This window comes from Nocardia elegans NBRC 108235 (assembly GCF_001612845.1).
Lineage (GTDB): Bacteria > Actinomycetota > Actinomycetes > Mycobacteriales > Mycobacteriaceae > Nocardia > Nocardia nova.
On sequence record NZ_BDBF01000043.1, the window covers coordinates 16,991 to 33,627 of the forward strand.

Below are 16,637 nucleotides of genomic sequence, written 5' to 3' on the forward strand. Positions count from 1 at the left end.
CGAGCCGCTACCACTGGAGGAAAAATGCTGTCGCTGCAAGAGATTTCGGATCGGATCGAGATCGAGGATCTGATGGTCCGATACTCCCATGCCGTGGACACCCAGCAGTGGGATCTGCTCGACGACGTCTTCACCGCCGACGCGCAGATCGACTACTCGGCCATGGGCGGCGCCAGCGGAGGCCTGCCCGAGATCAAGAAGTTCCTCGCCACGGTGATGCCGAACTTTCCCGCCTTCCAGCATCTGATCAGCAACTCCTCCATCACCGTCGACGGCGATACCGCCACCGGCCGCACCATGTGCCACAACCCGATGCTCGTCGGCGAAGCGGAGGGCAAGCAGAACCTCATGCTGTGCGGCCTGTGGTATCTGGATACCTTCACCCGCGTGGACGGCGCCTGGCGGATCGCGCGGCGGGTCGAGGAGAAGAGCTACATGTTCCTGGCCGCCACCCCCGGCTCCCAGTAAAGCGCCTCCCTAGAACCTGTTACTGTTCGCGCGTGCGGCTCGACATTTCCTCACCGTTGCAGCGCTGTTCGCCGAATCACCGCTGGGCGCGGGCTCCCCACAGGGCGGACGCGTGATCGCCGATTTCACCGAGCACTGGCTGCTCTACTGCTCGATTCCGGTGATCGCCGCCTTCATCGGCTGGACCACCAAACTCGTCGCCGTCGAAATGCTGTGCCGCCCATTGGAATTCCGCGGCATCCCGCCCTGGTTCGGGTGGCAGGGCGTGATCCCGAAGGCGGCGCCGCGGATGGCGACGATCGCGGTGGACCTGATGTTCTCGCGGCTGATCGATCCGCAGGAGATCCTCGGCCGCATCGACGTCGCCGAGCTCACCACCACCCTGCGCGAACCGCTCGACGACGCCGTCGCGCACACCGTCGACGAGCTGATGATGCGCTACGAACCGCGACTGTGGGTGACCATGCCGCAGTTCGCCCGCGAGGCGATGATCCGCCGGGTCCAGCGCGATGTCCCCGACCTCATCGACGAGATCGTCACCGACCTGCGGACCAATCTCGACCAGATCATGGATCTGCGGTCCATCGCCATCGACACCCTGGTCAACGACAAGGCGCTGCTGGTGGAGATGGTGCGCCGGGTGGGCCATCACGAACTGCGCTTCATCGTGCGCTCCGGCCTGCTGTTCGGCACCCTGCTGGGCTTCGTCCAGATGATCACCTGGGCCTTCACCCACTCCTCGTGGCTGATGCCGCTGTTCGGCGGATTCACCGGCCTGGTCACCGACTGGCTGGCACTGCAAATGATCTTCCGGCCCGTGCGGCCGTGGCGGATCTTCGGCCGGGTCGGCTGGCAAGGCTTGTTCCACAAGCGCCGCGAACAGGTCTGCATCGACTACGGCGATCTGATCGCCACCGAAATCCTCACCCCGGCCAAGATGCTCGAGGCGGTCCTCAACGGGGAGCGCTCGGACCGGCTGGCGTCGATTCTGGCGCGACGGATGGACGAATTCATCGATACGCAGTCCGCACCCGCGCGACCGCTGGTGATGCTGGTCGCCGGCGATTCCATCACCCGGGTCAAACGCGAGATCGTCCCCGAGATGCTGGCCTACATCCGCAGTGCCGCAGCCGGATTCGAAGATCACGCGATGCGCACGCTGGATCTGCGCAATCTGGTGATCGAGAAGACCCGCCAGCTCACCGACGACGAATACGAAGGGTTGCTGCGCCCGGCGTTCAAGCAGGACGAGTGGAAACTGGTCGCCATCGGCGGCGTGCTCGGCTTTCTGGTGGGTGAACTGCAGGTGCACCTGCTGCTCAGCTGAGGTCACATACGCAGCGCGCTGACCTGCGGATTCGCGGTTGCGCGCCGCCATCGGCTATTGTTTTTCTCGCACCGCCGCGAGGCGGGATGCGGATGTAGCGCAGTTGGTAGCGCATCACCTTGCCAAGGTGAGGGTCGCGGGTTCGAATCCCGTCATCCGCTCCACGAAAGTACCGGACCGGTCGTCGAGCCATCCTGCTCGCAGCCGGAGTCCACATCTCAAGCGCTCCTCCTTGGTCGGCAGGGGCGAAGTCCCGATCCCGACAAGCTCCCAGCAGCGGGCAGTCGACCGCGGCCTGTCGGCCACCTCGATTCGTAAAATCCTGTGCGCGTTCCGCATTCGACTCCGCCGGGCACCGCTCATTGCCCGGCCGCAGTCTCGGCGAGACCGCGATGTTGCTCGTAGCACCCACCTCAGGAAGGACGCATGTCCACCACTACCGAATCCGCGCTGGACGATCTGTATGCGGCCATCGAGAAATCCGCGCGGCTGGCGAACGTCGCCTGCACTCCGGACGCTGTGTGGCCGGTCCTGAACGCGTACGGCCCGATGCTCGCGCAATCGGTGATCTCTTTCCGGGTGGTCACCCAAGCCCGTCGCTCGGGCGACCTCGACTATCGCTTTCTCACGCTGCCGAAAGCCATCGACCCCTACGACATCGCGCGTTCGAACGGGCTGATCCCGGAGACCGATCATCCGATCGGCTCACTGCTGGACCAGGTCCGCGAGCAATTCCCCGTGGACAGCTACGGCATCGACATCGGTGTCGCCGGCGGCTTCAAGAAGATCTGGCCGTTCTTTCCCGCGGACGGCGTGCAGAGGGTGTCGGAACTCGCCGCACTACCCGCCATGCCGGCCGGTCTCGCCGACCACGCCGATATGTTCGCCCGGCACGGCTTGGCGGACAAGGTCGGCCTACTCGGCATCGACTACCACGACAAGACGATGAACGTGTACTTCCCCGGGCTTCCCGCCGACCACTTCGCACCCGACGCCATCGCGTCGCTGCATCGGGATGCCGGATTCCCGGAACCCAGCGCGCAATTCCTCTCGCTCACCGCGAAGGCATTCGACATATACGCCACGTTCAGCTGGGAATCGTCGCGGATCGAGCGCCTGTGCTTCCCGGTCATAACATCCGACCCGGCCGCCCTCGCCGTCCCGATCGACCCGCGCTTCCTGGAACTCGCCGACCAGGTGCCCTACGCCACGAACGACCGGCGATTCACCTATGCCGCCACCTCGTCGCCCGAGGGCGAGTCCTACAAATTCAGCTGGTTCTACCAGTGGCAGCCCAGGATCCTGGACAAGATGAAAACATCCGATTCGTAACCGTTCGCGGCACACACGAATGTGCGGGACCGGGCCCCGCAGCGGAAACCCGGCCCCGCGGTCGGCTACCGGGTGTGGGTCGGCAGCCGACGGTCCGCCCCCCTATGTGCGCCTGCCGCAGACGATGTCGACAGCGCGCGCGAGGATGTCGAGTCCGTGATCCAACTCGGAATCCGTAATGGTCAGCGGTGGAAGCAGTTTCACCACCTCGTCGTTGGCGCCCGAGGTTTCTACGAGCAATCCCTCCTCGAAGGCGACCCGGCTCACCTTGCCCGCCTCGGAGGCGTCGTCGAAGACCAGGCCGTGCACCAGACCGCGGCCCCGCGTGGACAATCCGCCCACCGCATCCGCCACCTGCGCCAAGGCGGCGCGCACCCGCTCGCCGCGGGCCAGCGTGGAGAGCTCGAGCCGGTCGTCACGCCAGTACTCCTCCAGCGCCACCCGCGCGGTGACGAACGCGGGATTGTTACCGCGGAAGGTGCCGTTGTGCTCGCCGGGCGCCCACTGGTCCAACTCGCGCTTCATCAGCACCAGCGCCATCGGCAGGCCGTAGCCGCCGATCGACTTCGAGAGTGTGACGATATCCGGGGTGATGCCCGCGGTCTCGAAGGAGAAGAACGGTCCGGTCCGCCCGCAGCCCATCTGCACATCGTCGACGATCAGCAGAATTCCGCGCGTCGCGACCAACTCCGAGAGCCGGCGCAACCACTCGGCGCCGGCGATGTTCACCCCGCCCTCGCCCTGCACCGTCTCCACGATCACGGCCGCCGGTTTGTCCACCCCCGAGGACGTGTCGTCGAGCATCCGCTCGATCCACGCCAATTCGTCCGCACCACCCAGGTAGCCGTCGTAGGGCATCGGATGGACATGCGGCAGCGGCACGCCGGCCCCCGCCCGCTTGGCGGCGTTGCCGGTCACGGCCAGCGCACCCAGCGTCATGCCGTGAAAGGCGTTGGTGAAATTCACCACCGTGCTGCGCCCGGTAATCTTGCGGGCCAGCTTCAGCGCCGCCTCCACCGCGTTCGCCCCCGTCGGGCCCGGGAATTGCACCTTGTAGTCGAGCCCGCGCGGGACGAGGATCAGATCGCGCACCGCCTCGAGCAGATCACGCTTGACGACCGTCGACATATCCAAGCCGTGAATGAGCCCGTCGCGGGACAGATAGTCCAGCAGGGCCGCCTTCAGGATCGGATTGTTGTGCCCGTAGTTGAGCGCGCCGGCTCCGGCGAAGAAGTCGAGGTATTCACGACCCTGCTCGTCACGGAGCCAGGCGCCGCGGGCGGTGTCGAAGACCGTCGGCCAGACCCGGCAGTATCCACGCACATCCGATTCCAGCGTTTCGAAAACGGTGGTCATAGGCGGTCCTCAGGGGCGGGAGCCACCGCGGCGACCCCAGTGTGAAACATGACTGTTTCTAACACTGCGATGGAGGTCGCGGCAAGGTTTTGCGCAAATCCACATCGACCCGGCAACGGCCGGGACATCGCCCCGGCGTGCCGCGACAGGCGGGGCCGGCAACCGTCGAGCATCCGAGCGCGCCCGGCCATCGGGTGCGACGACCATACCGACCGCCCGGACTTCCCCACTCCGGTTCTTCGAAATTCGCTCGCCGAGTGAGCGACCACGTCGTATTCTGGACGACTTGTGCGCGCACTCTCGGGGGTTTATTCACGTCTGTTCGGCGCCGGCTTCAGACGCCAATGGAATTACCGGTCGGCCGTCTTCGCGGGCCTGGCCGCCAATGTCGTCTTCGGCCTGATCCGCGCCGCGGTGATGATCGCGGCGGCACGCTCCACACCGGGCTTCGGCGGCTACACCGGTGCGTCGATCGGCGCCTACGTGTGGTTGTCGCAGGCCATGCTGGGCGCCCTGCGGGTGATGGGGCCGCCGCACGATATCGCGGAGCGGGTACGCACCGGCGATGTCGCGGTCGATCTGCAACGCCCCATCGATATCCAATTCTTCTATCTGGCAACCGATCTCGGCGGATCGGCGTGCACGCTGGCGCTGCGCGGCCTGCCCTCCATCGCCACCGGTCTGATCACGGCGCAACTGGTGTTGCCCGGCACCTTCGCGCCGTATCTACTCGGGGCCGTCAGTGTCGTTGCGGCCGTGACGCTCTCACTGCTGCTGTTGTTCTCGGTGAGCCTGCTGGGATTCTGGCTGATCGAGACGCGCGGGGTCAGAATGCTCTACCAGATCCTGTCCACGTTCCTCGCCGGTCTCTACGTACCCATCCACCTGTTTCCGGCGCCGTTGGCCGCTGCCGCACGGATGACCCCGTTTCCCTGGCTGCTCCAGGGCCCGGTCGACGTGATGTCCGGTCGCGCCACGGGTTCGGCGGCCTGGGCGGTGATCGGCATGCAGGTGCTGTGGATCGTGATCGCGATCGGCATCGGCCGGGCTCTGATCGCGGCAGGCCGGCGCAAACTGGAGGTGCAGGGTGGCTGAGCTCGCACCGTACGGCAACAGGCTCACACCCTATGTGGCCGTGCTGCGCTCGCGGATGCGCTCGCAGCGCGCCTATCCGCTGTCGTTCGCCACCGACCTGTTCTCCTCCCTGCTGATCGGCGTGGTCGAATTCGCCGAGATGTGGCTGATCTACCACAACGTCACGGCCTTGGGCGGGCTGAACTCGACCCAGATGCTGCTGCTGTTCGGCCTGTCCAACCTGAGCTTCGCGCTCGCGCAGATCGCCGTCGGTCACACCGACACCCTGGCGACCTACATTCGGCTGGGCACCCTCGACGCCTTCCATCTGCGACCCCAGCCCCTGCTGCTCCAGCTGATCACCAGCGATGTGTCGCTGCGGCGTCTGTCGCGGGCCACCGTCGCGGCGGTGGTCCTGACGGCCGGGCTGATCGGCAACAATATCGAGTGGAGCCCAACGCATATCGCGCTCGCGGTGAGCAGCGTAGTGAGCGGGATCGCCATCTTCGCCGGACTGTTCGTCTGCGCCGCGGGCCTGCAATTCCACCTGGTGGACGGCTCGGAACTCACCAACAGCTTCACCTACGGCGGATCCTTCGCCGCCCAGCAGCCGAGTTCGGTGTTCTCCGGACCGCTGCGGGCGCTGTTCGGATTCGCGATCCCGGTGTCGTTCGTCGCCTATCTGCCCACGATCGCCCTGCTCGGCCTGCCCGGACCGCGGTGGCTGCCCGCCGAGCTCGCCTGGTTCGGACCGCTTGCGGCACTGTGGGTTTGGATAATGGCCTCGACGCTGTGGCGCATCGGGGTACGCCACTATCAGGGAGGGGGCGGATGAACACCGTCGAAGTATCGGAACTGACCAGACAATTCGTGCTCCGGCGCAGTGCGCGGGGCCGCCGCAGACGCGTGCGCGAGGTGCTGACCGCCGTGGATTCGATGAGCTTTCGCATCGAATCCGGTTCGGCGGTCGGCTATATCGGCGCCAACGGAGCCGGCAAATCCACCACGATCAAGATGCTCACCGGCATCCTGGTGCCGACTTCGGGAACGGTGCGCACCTGCGGACTGGATCCGGTGCGCCGGCGGCGCGAACTGGCCGGCCGGATCGGCGTGGTGTTCGGACAGCGGTCACAGCTGTGGTGGGATCTGCCGCTGCGCGAATCGTTCACCATCCTGGCCGCGATCCATCGCCTGGAACCGGCCGCGGCCCGCCGCCGCACGGACGAACTCGTCGAACAACTCGAGATGGCGCACACCCTCGACACCCCGGTCCGTCAGCTCTCCCTCGGTCAGCGCATGCGCGCCGAAATCGCCGCGGCGCTGCTGCATCGCCCGGAGCTGCTGATTCTCGACGAGCCGACCATCGGACTGGACGTACTGTCCAAACAGCGGCTGCGGGAGTTCCTGCGCCGGGAACGGGTGGACAGCGGCACCACCCTGCTGCTCACCACCCACGATATGGGCGATATCGAGCGCCTCTGTGAACGGGTGCTGGTGGTCGACCACGGCCGTCTCGCCTACGACGGCACGCTGCCGGGACTGGCGCGCACCGTCGGCGCGCGGCGCGTCCTGGTCGTCGATCTGGCCCGGCCCAGCGACGATCTCACCGACCTCGCGGGAGCGACACTGCTGGCGGCCGAAGCCGACGGCATGCGGCAGCGGCTGGCGTTCGACCCCGAAATCACTACCGCCGCCCAGCTTCTCGCCGCCATCTCGAACCGGGTCGAGGTGCGCGACCTGTCCATCGAGGAACCCGATATCGAGGATGTGGTGCGCCGCATCTACTCCGCCGGAGACGGCACCGCCCCGGCGCCGTCGGACGCCGGGACGGTTGCCCGGGGCGCGATCCCCGGGGACGAGGCGGAATCAGCCGCCGAACGACCCGGTGAACAGGGTGTTCAGAACGCCGCTGAGGGCGGCGCTGCCGGTGTCGAGAAGGCCGTTCAGCGCGGCGCTACCGGTGTCGATGATGACCGGAATCATGCTTCTACCTCTCTCTAGGGGGCATAGGCCGTCGATGCCCGTGCCGGGCGATCGACCAGACCCACCCTGCTGGCCGGAACTTAATCGCCGCTGGCCGGTAGCTGAGAGGGACGTAAGAGCCGCTGTGTGGAGTGTCTCCGTAACGAAAACGATTGCGGTGTCGATGGGAAATCGACTCTAGCGCTTGTCGTCTGGGCGATTGCTGTCCGACGAGTACAAGCTGACCTCACCGCCCTCGCCGAGAAATGCGTTGACCAGCATGATCCGCTCGGCCTGCATGGCGTCGGCGTCCGGTGCGGCGGTGGTGATCGAAATCTGCGGAATGGCAGCCCAGTTCACGACATAACGCTCGGGCGGACCTTCCGCGCCGGAGACGTGCGCGAGGCGAAAGACCGAGACTGTCCGGCGTTCCATCAGATCTCGCACCACCTCGGCGATTCGCTCGGGATCTTCGAGAGCGAACAGGAAGCCGAAGGTCAGCTCCGGCGAAGAGACATAGGCGGGCACAAATCCTCAGGCTAGCCACCCATGACCGGTCGCGCAGGCGCCGCGCCGCCGATGGTGGATCTTCGCGATCATGTGATCCCGGCGTGATGCGTATAACGATTGTCCGGCACCTTGGGTGTTCCGCGCGTCAACCGTTGCATGCCAAGTCAGGACACGCTTTCCTGAATATGTCCCCGCATTCGGACACGTCTTTCGCATCGTCGCGGATATCCCGGTTCGTACACCCGTGAGCAGTGCGACCGAACAGCCGGCGTCCGATTCCGCGGGACTACGCCGGAGCCGAGGGGAGCCCCTCCCCGAAAACCTCCTCGGCCCTGGCGTAACCAGATTCCGACCGCTGAGACGAGGGTGGGAGACGATGGCGACCGCATACGCCGGTGACAACGACGCGACCGGCGCACTTCCGTCGGTATCCGCACTACTGCGCGCATTCCGGTCCACGACGCCACCGCCCGGCGACCATCCGGTGCTGGAGGCGGCCCGGCAGCTGGTCCACTGCCACGAACTACGCCGGCACGCCTACCGGGAGGCGCAGGCGCCGAAGGCGTCGAGCGCGCGCGTGGCCGGTGCCAGCCGCCTGGTCGACCACATCGATCGCGAACGGACTCGGCTGGTCGACTGTATCGACGTCTGGGTGGCCGACAACATCGCGCACCGCGAGGGCGCGTCGCTGCATACCGAAACCCTGGGTGCGGTCATCGACCGGATGGCCGGAAAATGGGTCGCCGCCCATCATGCGCTCGGACTGCCCGCCTCGAACCATCCGACGGACGAACTCCCCGCCTCCACGCCGGACGGCGAGGCACACCTGCACTGGGTGCGCCTCGCCGAACTGGCCGACGGCTACAAGGATCTGATCACCGATATCGCCGAACACCGGCGTCGGCTGCCGGTGTTCTGACTCCGCTCAGTGCTTCGGATCGACGATTTCCACATCGGCATCGATGATGGGCTGCGCCGCATTCACATTCGCCGCCGAGTCGGGCTCGTCGATCAACACATCCGGCTCGTCGCGACCGGTGTTCACCCCGGCCGCCGCCTCCCGATCACGGTGCGCCGCGGCCGCGGCCTCCCGCATTTCGATGGCGTCGGTGATCCAGTCACCGATTTCACGCGTCACTTCCGAGACCGTTCCGGTAATGATCGTTGCAATATTGCCGACGTGTCGCGCCCCGGAGGATGTCAGCTCCTGGATCAGATCCTTGTTGCTCTCGAATTTTCCGATCATCTACCCGCCCACCTCGCTCGGCTCGACCTGCCGCTCTCGCATCACGATAACACCAGGCTGCGAGCCTTTCCCGACGATGGCCGGGGGAAGGGCGAGCGTGCAGATCTTGAGCCAGACCGAGCCGACCTGTTTGCTGAGCCGGCCGGTGTTGTAGGGCAGGCCGTATTTCTCGCACAGTGCGCGTACCTCGGGTGCGATCTCCGGATAGCGGTTGGCCGGCAGATCCGGGAACAGGTGGTGTTCGATCTGGTGGGACAAGTTGCCCGACAGGATGTGGAACAGTTTGCTGCCGCTGATGTTGGCCGAGCCGAGCATCTGCCGCACGTACCACTCGCCGCGCGTCTCGTTCTCGGTCTCCTCTTCGGTGAACGTCTGTACGCCCGACGGGAAGTGTCCGCAGAAGATGATCGAGTACGCCCAGACGTTGCGCACCAGGTTGGCGGTCACGTTGCCGGCCAGGGTGGAGACGAACAGCGGGCCGCTCAGCAGCGGAAAGACGATGTAGTCCTTGAGCACCTGCCGGCCCGCCTTGCGGATCTGCCCCTTGGCCAGGCGCTTGATATCCGACCACTTCCGCTTGCCCTTGACGATGTTGTCGGCCTCGAGGTCGTGCAGCATCACGCCCCATTCGAACAACAGCATCAGCGCCAGCGCGTACACCGGGTTGCCCAGGTAGTACGGGTTCCACTGCTGGCCCTCGTCGATGCGCAGCACGCCGTAGCCGATGTCGCGGTCCCGACCGTGGATGTTGGTGTAGGTGTGGTGCATGTAGTTGTGCGAATGCTTCCACTGATCGGCCGGGCACACCGTATCCCATTCGAACACACGCGAATTCAGGCCGGGCTCGCGCATCCAGTCCCACTGGCCGTGCATGACGTTGTGGCCGATCTCCATATTGTCCAGAATCTTGGACAGGCTCAGCGCCGCCACCCCGGCCAGCCAGAACGGCGGCAGGAAGCCCAGGTACATCAGTCCGCGCCCGGCGATCTCGAACCCGCGCTGCGCCTTGATGATCGAGTAGATGTATTCGCGGTCGCGCTCCCCCAGATCGGCGGTGATGCGGTCGCGCAGCGCGTCCAGCTCCCGGCCGATCTCGGCGACCTGTTCGGGCGAAAGGACCAGCGGTCCGTTCTCGGTTTCGGTGAGTATGGTCATGACGGTTCTCCCCTTTCAGATTTCGATGTCGACGTCGCCGACCGCGGCGCTGACGCACAGCTGGATCGGCTGGTCGGGATCGCTGTCCACTTCGCCACTGCGCAGATTGCGGGTGCAGCCGGACCGCTTGACCGCCGTGCAGGAGAAGCAGATACCCATCCGGCACCCGAACTCCGGCGTCAATCCGGCCGATTCGGCCTGTTCGAGCAGGCTCGCACCGGTGTTCTCCGACTGCTTGCCGCTCACCGAGAAGGTGGTGATGCCCTCGACGTCGGTGGTGTCGGCCGGCGTGGCGGTGAGGACGAATTCCTCACTGTGCAGCCGGTCGTCGAGACCCTCGGCCTGATAGATGCGGCGCACGGACTCCATCAGCGGCGGCGGGCCGCAGACGTAGGTCTGAGCGGTCGCGAAGAACGGCGCGATGCGCGACAGTTCGTCGTAGTCGAGGAACTTCGCGCCGGGCACGGTCGCGCAGTTCCACGGTGCGCCGTCCAGCCGCTCGGACCGGGCCAGTTCCGGATAACCCAGCACGATGTCGACGTTGTCGTGGCGGCGGGCGATATCGGCGAGCAGGTCCCGGTGCGGCACCTCCTGGGGTGAGCGGGCGTAGTGCAGGAACACCACGTCACCGCGGTACCCCTCGGCCACCAGCGTGGACAGCATCGACAGCACCGGTGTGATGCCGCTGCCTCCGCTGATCAGCACCACCTTGTCCGGTCGCCGCTCCGGCAGCCGGAACACACCGGACGCGGGCGCCAGGTCCACGACCATTCCCCGCTTCGCGTGCCGGTGCAGATACTGCGACACCAGCCCCTCCGGATGCGCCTTCACGGTCAGCGTGAGGGTGCGGCGCGGGCCGGCTTCGGCATCGATCGGCGAATAGCAGCGGGTGTGCTTCACTCCGTCGATCAGCACGCCCACCTGCACGAACTGACCTGCCTCGTGCCCGGCCCACTGCCGGGTCGGACGGAGTGTGAGGGTCACCGAACCGGGCACCGACCGATCCACGCCGATGATCTCGGCCCGCATATCGCGCAGCGTCAGTGTCGGTCGCACCAACTCCAGATACCGGTCGAGCGGGTGCGGCGAGGTCAGTGTCTGGACCAGATCGAGCAGTCCCACCATGCGGTTCTCCCCAGCCTTCGTCTGTTGATCGCGTGCACCTATTTCGGTGCACATCTGTACACTGAACTAGTGTGCCTTGCGGTACCGCAATAGTTCAACCTGCATCTGATGTGACCGATGCAACATCTCCATGAATGGACCAATCGTGAACGGATGTATGCTCAGCGAGATGAGCGAGCAGGCCGAAACCCGAGTCGAGCGCAAGGAGCGCACGCGGCGAGCGCTGCTGGACGGCACCCTGACCCTGGCTGCCGAGCGCGGATTCGCGGCGCTGAGCCTGCGTGAGATAGCCCGCTCGGCCGGGATCGTGCCCACCGCCTTCTATCGCCACTTCGATTCCCTCGACGAATTGGGAACCGCCCTGGTCGACGAGGGCGTGCGACAGTTGCGCCTGGCGCTGCGGCACTTGCGCCGCACCCCGGACGCACGCCTGGCCGAAACGGTGCGATTCGTGTTCGCTCAGATCGCCGGCCGCGAGGACCTCTACGGCTTCCTCATCCGCGAACGCCACGGGGGCGCACCGGCACTACGCTCCGCGATAGCCTCCGAAATGCAGTTGATCACAAGGGAATTGGTGGTCGACATGTCGCGGATTCCGGCGCTGGACGCATGGCCGACCGATGATCTGGAATTGGCCGCCGACCTGATCGTCTCCACCGTCGCCGACCATATCGCCGACTTCGTCGCCGCCCCGTTGCGCGACCGCCCGCAACTCGTCGATCGCACCGTCGGCCAGGTGCGGATGATCGCCCTGGGCATGGCCGCCTGGAAACCGCATACCGCCTGAGCGCCCCTCGGACAGAAGGACGCCCCGCGGACCTCGCGGTCGCGCGAGGCGCCCTTCCCGTATCCGAGATAGTGCAGAGCACCGCGGGTGATGATACAGAAAACCGCACGTCCTCACAGGATTCTCGCAGTTCCGGCCCCCCTGGCCGGGAATATGCACCACGTTGCATAGTACAGCGGGTATCGGTTAACCTCACCGCATGGCCCTCGAACACGCACTGCTGGTATCGCTGAGCGAGCGGGCCGGTTCGGGGTACGAACTGGCGCGCCGATTCGACAAATCGATCGGATTCTTCTGGAGCGCAACGCATCAGCAGATCTACCGGGTGCTCAAGCGCATGGAGGAACGCGGCTGGGTCACCGGCGAGGCGATCGCTCAGGACGGGCGGCCCGACAAGAAGGTCTACACCGTCAGCGCCGCCGGAGATGCCGAACTGGCGCGCTGGATTGCGGAGCCGACCGACGATATCGGCCCGCTGCGCAGCGAATTGGGCGTGAAGATCCGCGCCGCCGCACACGGCGATCCGGACGCGTTGCGCGCCGAGGTCGAACGTCATCGCGATCACCACGCCCAGCGGCTGGAGCTGTACCGCCTCATCGAGAAGAAGGACTTTCCCGCCCCGGACCGGCTCACCGGCACCGCCCTGTACCAGTACCTGGTGCTGCGTGGCGGTATCCGGGTCGAGGTCGGCTTCGTCGAATGGTGCGACGAGGTACTGGCCGGTCTGCGGGGTGTGTCGCGCTCGTCGTCGCCTGATCCGGAAGCCTCAGCCCCGCAACCGGATTCCGTTTCCGAAAGGTAATCCCATGACCGCGAATTCCGATTCGCCGCATTCGTATCCGCATCTGTTCGAGCCGCTCGACCTGGGCCACACCACCCTGCGCAATCGGGTGGTCATGGGTTCGATGCACACCGGCCTGGAAGATCGCGCCTGGGATACCAACCGGCTGGCCGCCTATTTCGCCGAGCGCGCTCGCGGCGGCGTGGGCCTGATCATCACCGGCGGCTACGCCCCCAATCGCGAGGGCTGGCTGCTGCCATTGGGCGCCAAACTCACCAACAAGACCGAGGCCTACCGGCATCGCGCGATCACCAAGGCCGTGCACGCCGAGGGCGGCAAGATCGCCCTGCAGATTCTGCACGCCGGTCGCTATGCCTATGTGCCGTTCAGTGTTTCGGCTTCCTCGATCAAGGCGCCGATCAACCCGTTCCGCCCTCGCAAACTCTCCGACAAGGGTGTCGAGCGCACCGTCGAGGACTACGTGCGGTGTGCGCGGCTGGCGAAGTTCGCCGGATACGACGGTGTCGAGATCATGGGTGGCGAGGGATATCTGATCAACCAGTTCCTCGCGCCGCGCACCAACAAGCGCACCGATCGCTGGGGCGGGTCGGCGGAGAACCGGCGGCGGTTTCCGTTGGAGATCGTGCGCCGGATCCGGGCCGCGGTCGGCGCGGACTTCGTCATCGTGTTCCGGCTGTCGATGGCGGAATTCGTCGAACACGGCCAGACCGAGCCCGAAATACTGGCGCTGGCAACAGAATTGGAGACAGCGGGCGTCAGCATCATCAACACCGACATCGGCTGGCACGAGGCACGGGTGCCGACGATCGTCACCTCGGTGCCGCGCGCGGCCTTCGTCGAATTCACCGCGAAAATCACCGCGCGCGTGAATATTCCGGTCTGCGCCTCGAACCGGATCAACATGCCCGAGACCGCGGAGGAGATCCTCACCCGTGGCGACGCCGATCTGGTGTCGCTGGCCCGGCCGCTGCTGGCCGACCCGGAGTGGGCCGCCAAAGCCCGCGCCGCCCGCGACGACGAGATCAACACCTGTATCGCCTGCAACCAGGCCTGTCTGGACCACGCCTTCGTCCACAAGACCGTGTCATGCCTGCTGAATCCGCGGGCCGGCCACGAAACCGAACTGCGTCTGCTGCCCACCCGGCGGATGCAGCGCATCGCGGTCGTGGGCGCGGGGCCGGCGGGACTGTCGGCGGCGGTGAACCTGGCCGAACGCGGACACAAGGTGGATCTGTTCGAATCCGACGACAAGATCGGCGGACAGTTCGATATCGCGCGGCGGATTCCGGGCAAGGAGGAATTCAACGAGACGATCCGGTACTTCACCCGCAAGCTGGAACTCGCCGGGGTGCGGGTATTCCTGAACCGCCGGGTGAGCGCCGGTGAGTTGATCGAAGGCCGCTACGACCACGTGGTGCTCGCCACCGGCGTGCGCCCGCGTATCCCGAACATTCCGGGTATCGACCATCCGAAGGTGCTCACCTACGCCGAACTCGTGCGCGAGGAGAAGCCGGTCGGTAAGAAGGTCGCGGTGATCGGGGCGGGCGGAATCGGTTACGACGTCAGCGAATTCCTCACCGTCGAGGGGCATCCGGCGCGCAAGCTCGACGAATGGAAACAGGAGTGGGGTGTCACCGCCGACGATCCGGAGGCCCCGGGGCAGCTGACCGTCGCGCGTCCCTCGCCCGCGCCCCGCGATGTCGTACTGCTGCAACGGAAGTCGACTCCGTTCGGCAAGAGCCTGGGCAAGACCACTGGCTGGGTACATCGTGCGGCGGTGAAGGCGAAGGGCGTCGAGCAGATCGGCGGCGTCAACTACGAACGCATCGACGATCGCGGGTTGCACATCAGTTTCGGTGACAAGCGGAATCGGCCCACCGTCATCGAATGCGACAACGTGATCCTTTGTGCCGGACAGGAATCGGTGCGCGATCTGGTCGAGCCCCTGCGGCAGGCGGCGGTGCGCATCCATCTGATCGGCGGCGCCGATGTGGCAGCCGAACTCGATGCCAAGCGGGCCATCGATCAGGGCACCCGCCTGGCGGCGGCGCTGTAATGGCGATTCTCACCCGGCTGGGCCTGCCCGGCGACGAGAAGTCCTGGGCCGCATTGGGTTTCGCGGTCGAGGACGGGACGATGCGGATCGGGCGGATCTCCTGCACGCTCGGCGTCGGCACCGGCTGGGGATTCGAGGGGATCGAGTCCGACGCGGCGACACTGGGTGTGCCGGAGCTGCTGCGCGACGTCGAGACCGAGACGGACCATCCCAACGGGGTGACCTTCGTCGACCACGTCGTCTACTGGGTGCCGGATCTGGACGAATCCGTGACCGCGCTGAACGCCGTGCTGGGGATCGGCCCGCGACGGCGCTTCCACCCGCGCGGTCCGGACGGCCCCGAAATGGCGTTCTATCGGGTCGGCGAGGCGTTCCTGGAGGTCGTTGCCGCCCCGACGAAGCGGCCCGCGCTGGTCGGCGTCGCCTTCGGCACTCCGGATCTCGATGCCACGGTGACGGCGGTGCGTGCGGCCGGTGGCCCGGTCGGGGATCCGAAGCCGGCGGTGCAGGGTGGACGGATCGCCGGGGTGTGGCACGGGCATATCGACTGGGGGGTCGCCTTCCTGGAGCCCAAGCGCCGCGGCGAGGGGAAGTCCGGCGCCGCGGATGAGGGCACCCGGTAGGCTCGGCGACCGTGAGCTTGCCTGCACCCACCGCCGACAATCGTGCCGTCGTCACCGGAGCGTCCTCCGGGATCGGAACCGCTCTGGCCGAGGAGCTCGCCAAACGCGGCTATTCGGTCATCCTGGTCGCCCGGCGCGGCGACCTGCTCGCCGAGCTGGCACAGCGGCTGACCGACACCTACGGGGTGACCGCCGAGGTTCGCGCGGTGGACCTGTCCGATCGCGAACAGCGCGCACCGCTGGTGGCCGAGCTGGCCGGCCGGGAGATCGCCATCCTGTGCAACAACGCCGGTGTCGCCACCTTCGGCGCCGTCGCCGACCTGGACGCCGACGTCGAGCGCTCGGTGATGGAACTGAACGCGGTCGCGGTTCACGATCTGACCCTGGCGGTGCTGCCCGGCATGCTCGCCCGCGGCGGCGGCATCCTCATCACCGGTTCGGCGGCCGGGAACATGGCCATCCCCAACAACGCCACATATGCCGCGACCAAGGCCTTCACCAACACCTTCTCCGAATCGCTGCGCGGCGAGCTGACCGGCAGCGGCGTGCATGTCACGCTGCTGGCGCCGGGCCCGGTGCGCACGGACAATCCCGACCAGGAAGAGGTCGGCAGCAAGATCCCGGACTTCATCTGGGTGTCGGCCGCCTACACCGCGAAAATTTCCATCGACGCCTTGGCGCGCAACAAGATGCGCGTCGTTCCCGGCCTGATCAGCAAGGGTATGAGCGTCGCCGGCCAGTACGCGCCGCGGGCGCTCACCGCGCCCATCGTCGGCTCGTTCTACAAGAAGCTGGCCGGCTGATCCGCAGGGTG

General features: G+C 66.3%; 17 protein-coding genes and 1 tRNA gene. 13 read left to right on the top strand and 5 right to left on the bottom strand.

Annotation, left to right across the window (positions count from 1 at the left end; all coding sequences use genetic code 11):
• Window positions 1–24: 24 nt before the first annotated feature.
• From NE2_RS26390 to NE2_RS26405, 4 genes are all read left to right on the top strand, one after another.
• Entirely contained in the window at window positions 25–468 is a 444-nt protein-coding gene (locus tag NE2_RS26390; RefSeq protein WP_063030411.1) for a nuclear transport factor 2 family protein, read from the top strand.
• 112 nt (window positions 469–580) lie between these two features.
• Complete coding sequence (locus tag NE2_RS26395) at window positions 581–1,795, top strand: DUF445 domain-containing protein (protein WP_063909492.1); 1,215 nt, start codon at window positions 581–583, stop codon at window positions 1,793–1,795.
• Between the two features lie 88 nt (window positions 1,796–1,883).
• Window positions 1,884–1,959, top strand: a tRNA-Gly gene (locus NE2_RS26400).
• 262 nt (window positions 1,960–2,221) lie between these two features.
• On the top strand, window positions 2,222–3,127 hold the full coding sequence (locus tag NE2_RS26405; RefSeq protein ID WP_063909493.1) for an aromatic prenyltransferase: 906 nt from the start codon (window positions 2,222–2,224) through the stop codon (window positions 3,125–3,127).
• 102 nt (window positions 3,128–3,229) lie between these two features.
• On the opposite strand, the gene ectB is transcribed toward NE2_RS26405, so the two are convergent.
• Window positions 3,230–4,483 carry a diaminobutyrate--2-oxoglutarate transaminase gene (gene ectB, locus NE2_RS26410; RefSeq protein ID WP_063030412.1) on the bottom strand — a complete coding sequence of 418 codons (1,254 nt, stop codon included), beginning with the start codon at window positions 4,481–4,483 and terminating at the stop codon, window positions 3,230–3,232.
• A 288-nt stretch (window positions 4,484–4,771) separates the two neighbouring features.
• Between ectB and NE2_RS26415 the strand changes: the two genes are divergently transcribed.
• From NE2_RS26415 to NE2_RS26425, 3 genes are read left to right on the top strand one after another with little or no spacing between them, the layout of a single operon-like run.
• Window positions 4,772–5,578: an ABC transporter permease gene (locus tag NE2_RS26415; RefSeq protein WP_063030413.1), complete on the top strand. Its 807-nt coding sequence runs from the start codon at window positions 4,772–4,774 to the stop codon at window positions 5,576–5,578.
• A complete protein-coding gene (locus tag NE2_RS26420) occupies window positions 5,571–6,392 on the top strand; it encodes an ABC transporter permease (RefSeq protein WP_063030414.1) in 822 nt (273 codons plus the stop codon). The genes NE2_RS26415 and NE2_RS26420 overlap by 8 nt, the downstream gene beginning before the upstream one ends.
• Entirely contained in the window at window positions 6,389–7,558 is a 1,170-nt protein-coding gene (locus NE2_RS26425; RefSeq protein ID WP_233429884.1) for an ABC transporter ATP-binding protein, read from the top strand. Before NE2_RS26420 ends, NE2_RS26425 begins: the two co-directional genes overlap by 4 nt.
• A gap of 159 nt (window positions 7,559–7,717) precedes the next feature.
• On the opposite strand, the gene NE2_RS26430 is transcribed toward NE2_RS26425, so the two are convergent.
• Window positions 7,718–8,047 carry a hypothetical protein gene (locus tag NE2_RS26430; protein WP_063015358.1) on the bottom strand — a complete coding sequence of 110 codons (330 nt, stop codon included), beginning with the start codon at window positions 8,045–8,047 and terminating at the stop codon, window positions 7,718–7,720.
• Between the two features lie 358 nt (window positions 8,048–8,405).
• Between NE2_RS26430 and NE2_RS26435 the strand changes: the two genes are divergently transcribed.
• Window positions 8,406–8,948: a DUF4254 domain-containing protein gene (locus NE2_RS26435; RefSeq protein ID WP_063030416.1), complete on the top strand. Its 543-nt coding sequence runs from the start codon at window positions 8,406–8,408 to the stop codon at window positions 8,946–8,948.
• Window positions 8,949–8,954: 6 nt separating this feature from the next.
• Here the strand turns inward: NE2_RS26435 and NE2_RS26440 are convergent, their stop codons facing one another.
• Genes NE2_RS26440 through NE2_RS26450 form a run of 3 tightly spaced genes read right to left on the bottom strand, consistent with a single transcriptional unit; the run spans window position 8,955 to window position 11,555 of the window.
• Window positions 8,955–9,275 carry a hypothetical protein gene (locus tag NE2_RS26440; RefSeq protein ID WP_063030418.1) on the bottom strand — a complete coding sequence of 107 codons (321 nt, stop codon included), beginning with the start codon at window positions 9,273–9,275 and terminating at the stop codon, window positions 8,955–8,957.
• Window positions 9,276–10,430 (bottom strand): fatty acid desaturase family protein, encoded by a 1,155-nt coding sequence (locus NE2_RS26445; RefSeq protein ID WP_063015355.1) that lies wholly within the window; start codon window positions 10,428–10,430, stop codon window positions 9,276–9,278.
• 15 nt (window positions 10,431–10,445) lie between these two features.
• Window positions 10,446–11,555: a ferredoxin reductase gene (locus NE2_RS26450; RefSeq protein WP_084494344.1), complete on the bottom strand. Its 1,110-nt coding sequence runs from the start codon at window positions 11,553–11,555 to the stop codon at window positions 10,446–10,448.
• 169 nt (window positions 11,556–11,724) lie between these two features.
• Between NE2_RS26450 and NE2_RS26455 the strand changes: the two genes are divergently transcribed.
• The 5 genes from NE2_RS26455 (at window position 11,725) to cmrA (ending at window position 16,626) form a co-directional block, all read left to right on the top strand.
• The gene (locus tag NE2_RS26455) at window positions 11,725–12,342 is read left to right on the top strand and encodes a TetR family transcriptional regulator (RefSeq protein ID WP_084494350.1); all 618 of its coding nucleotides are present in this window, start codon (window positions 11,725–11,727) and stop codon (window positions 12,340–12,342) included.
• A gap of 199 nt (window positions 12,343–12,541) precedes the next feature.
• Window positions 12,542–13,144, top strand: a complete 603-nt coding sequence (locus NE2_RS26460) for a PadR family transcriptional regulator (RefSeq protein ID WP_030517834.1) — start codon at window positions 12,542–12,544, stop codon at window positions 13,142–13,144.
• A gap of 4 nt (window positions 13,145–13,148) precedes the next feature.
• Window positions 13,149–15,200: an NADPH-dependent 2,4-dienoyl-CoA reductase gene (locus tag NE2_RS26465; protein ID WP_063030424.1), complete on the top strand. Its 2,052-nt coding sequence runs from the start codon at window positions 13,149–13,151 to the stop codon at window positions 15,198–15,200.
• Window positions 15,200–15,823 (top strand): VOC family protein, encoded by a 624-nt coding sequence (locus tag NE2_RS26470; protein ID WP_063030426.1) that lies wholly within the window; start codon window positions 15,200–15,202, stop codon window positions 15,821–15,823. The genes NE2_RS26465 and NE2_RS26470 overlap by 1 nt, the downstream gene beginning before the upstream one ends.
• An 11-nt stretch (window positions 15,824–15,834) precedes the next feature.
• The gene (gene cmrA, locus NE2_RS26475) at window positions 15,835–16,626 is read left to right on the top strand and encodes a mycolate reductase (protein ID WP_063015350.1); all 792 of its coding nucleotides are present in this window, start codon (window positions 15,835–15,837) and stop codon (window positions 16,624–16,626) included.
• Window positions 16,627–16,637 lie beyond the last annotated feature (11 nt).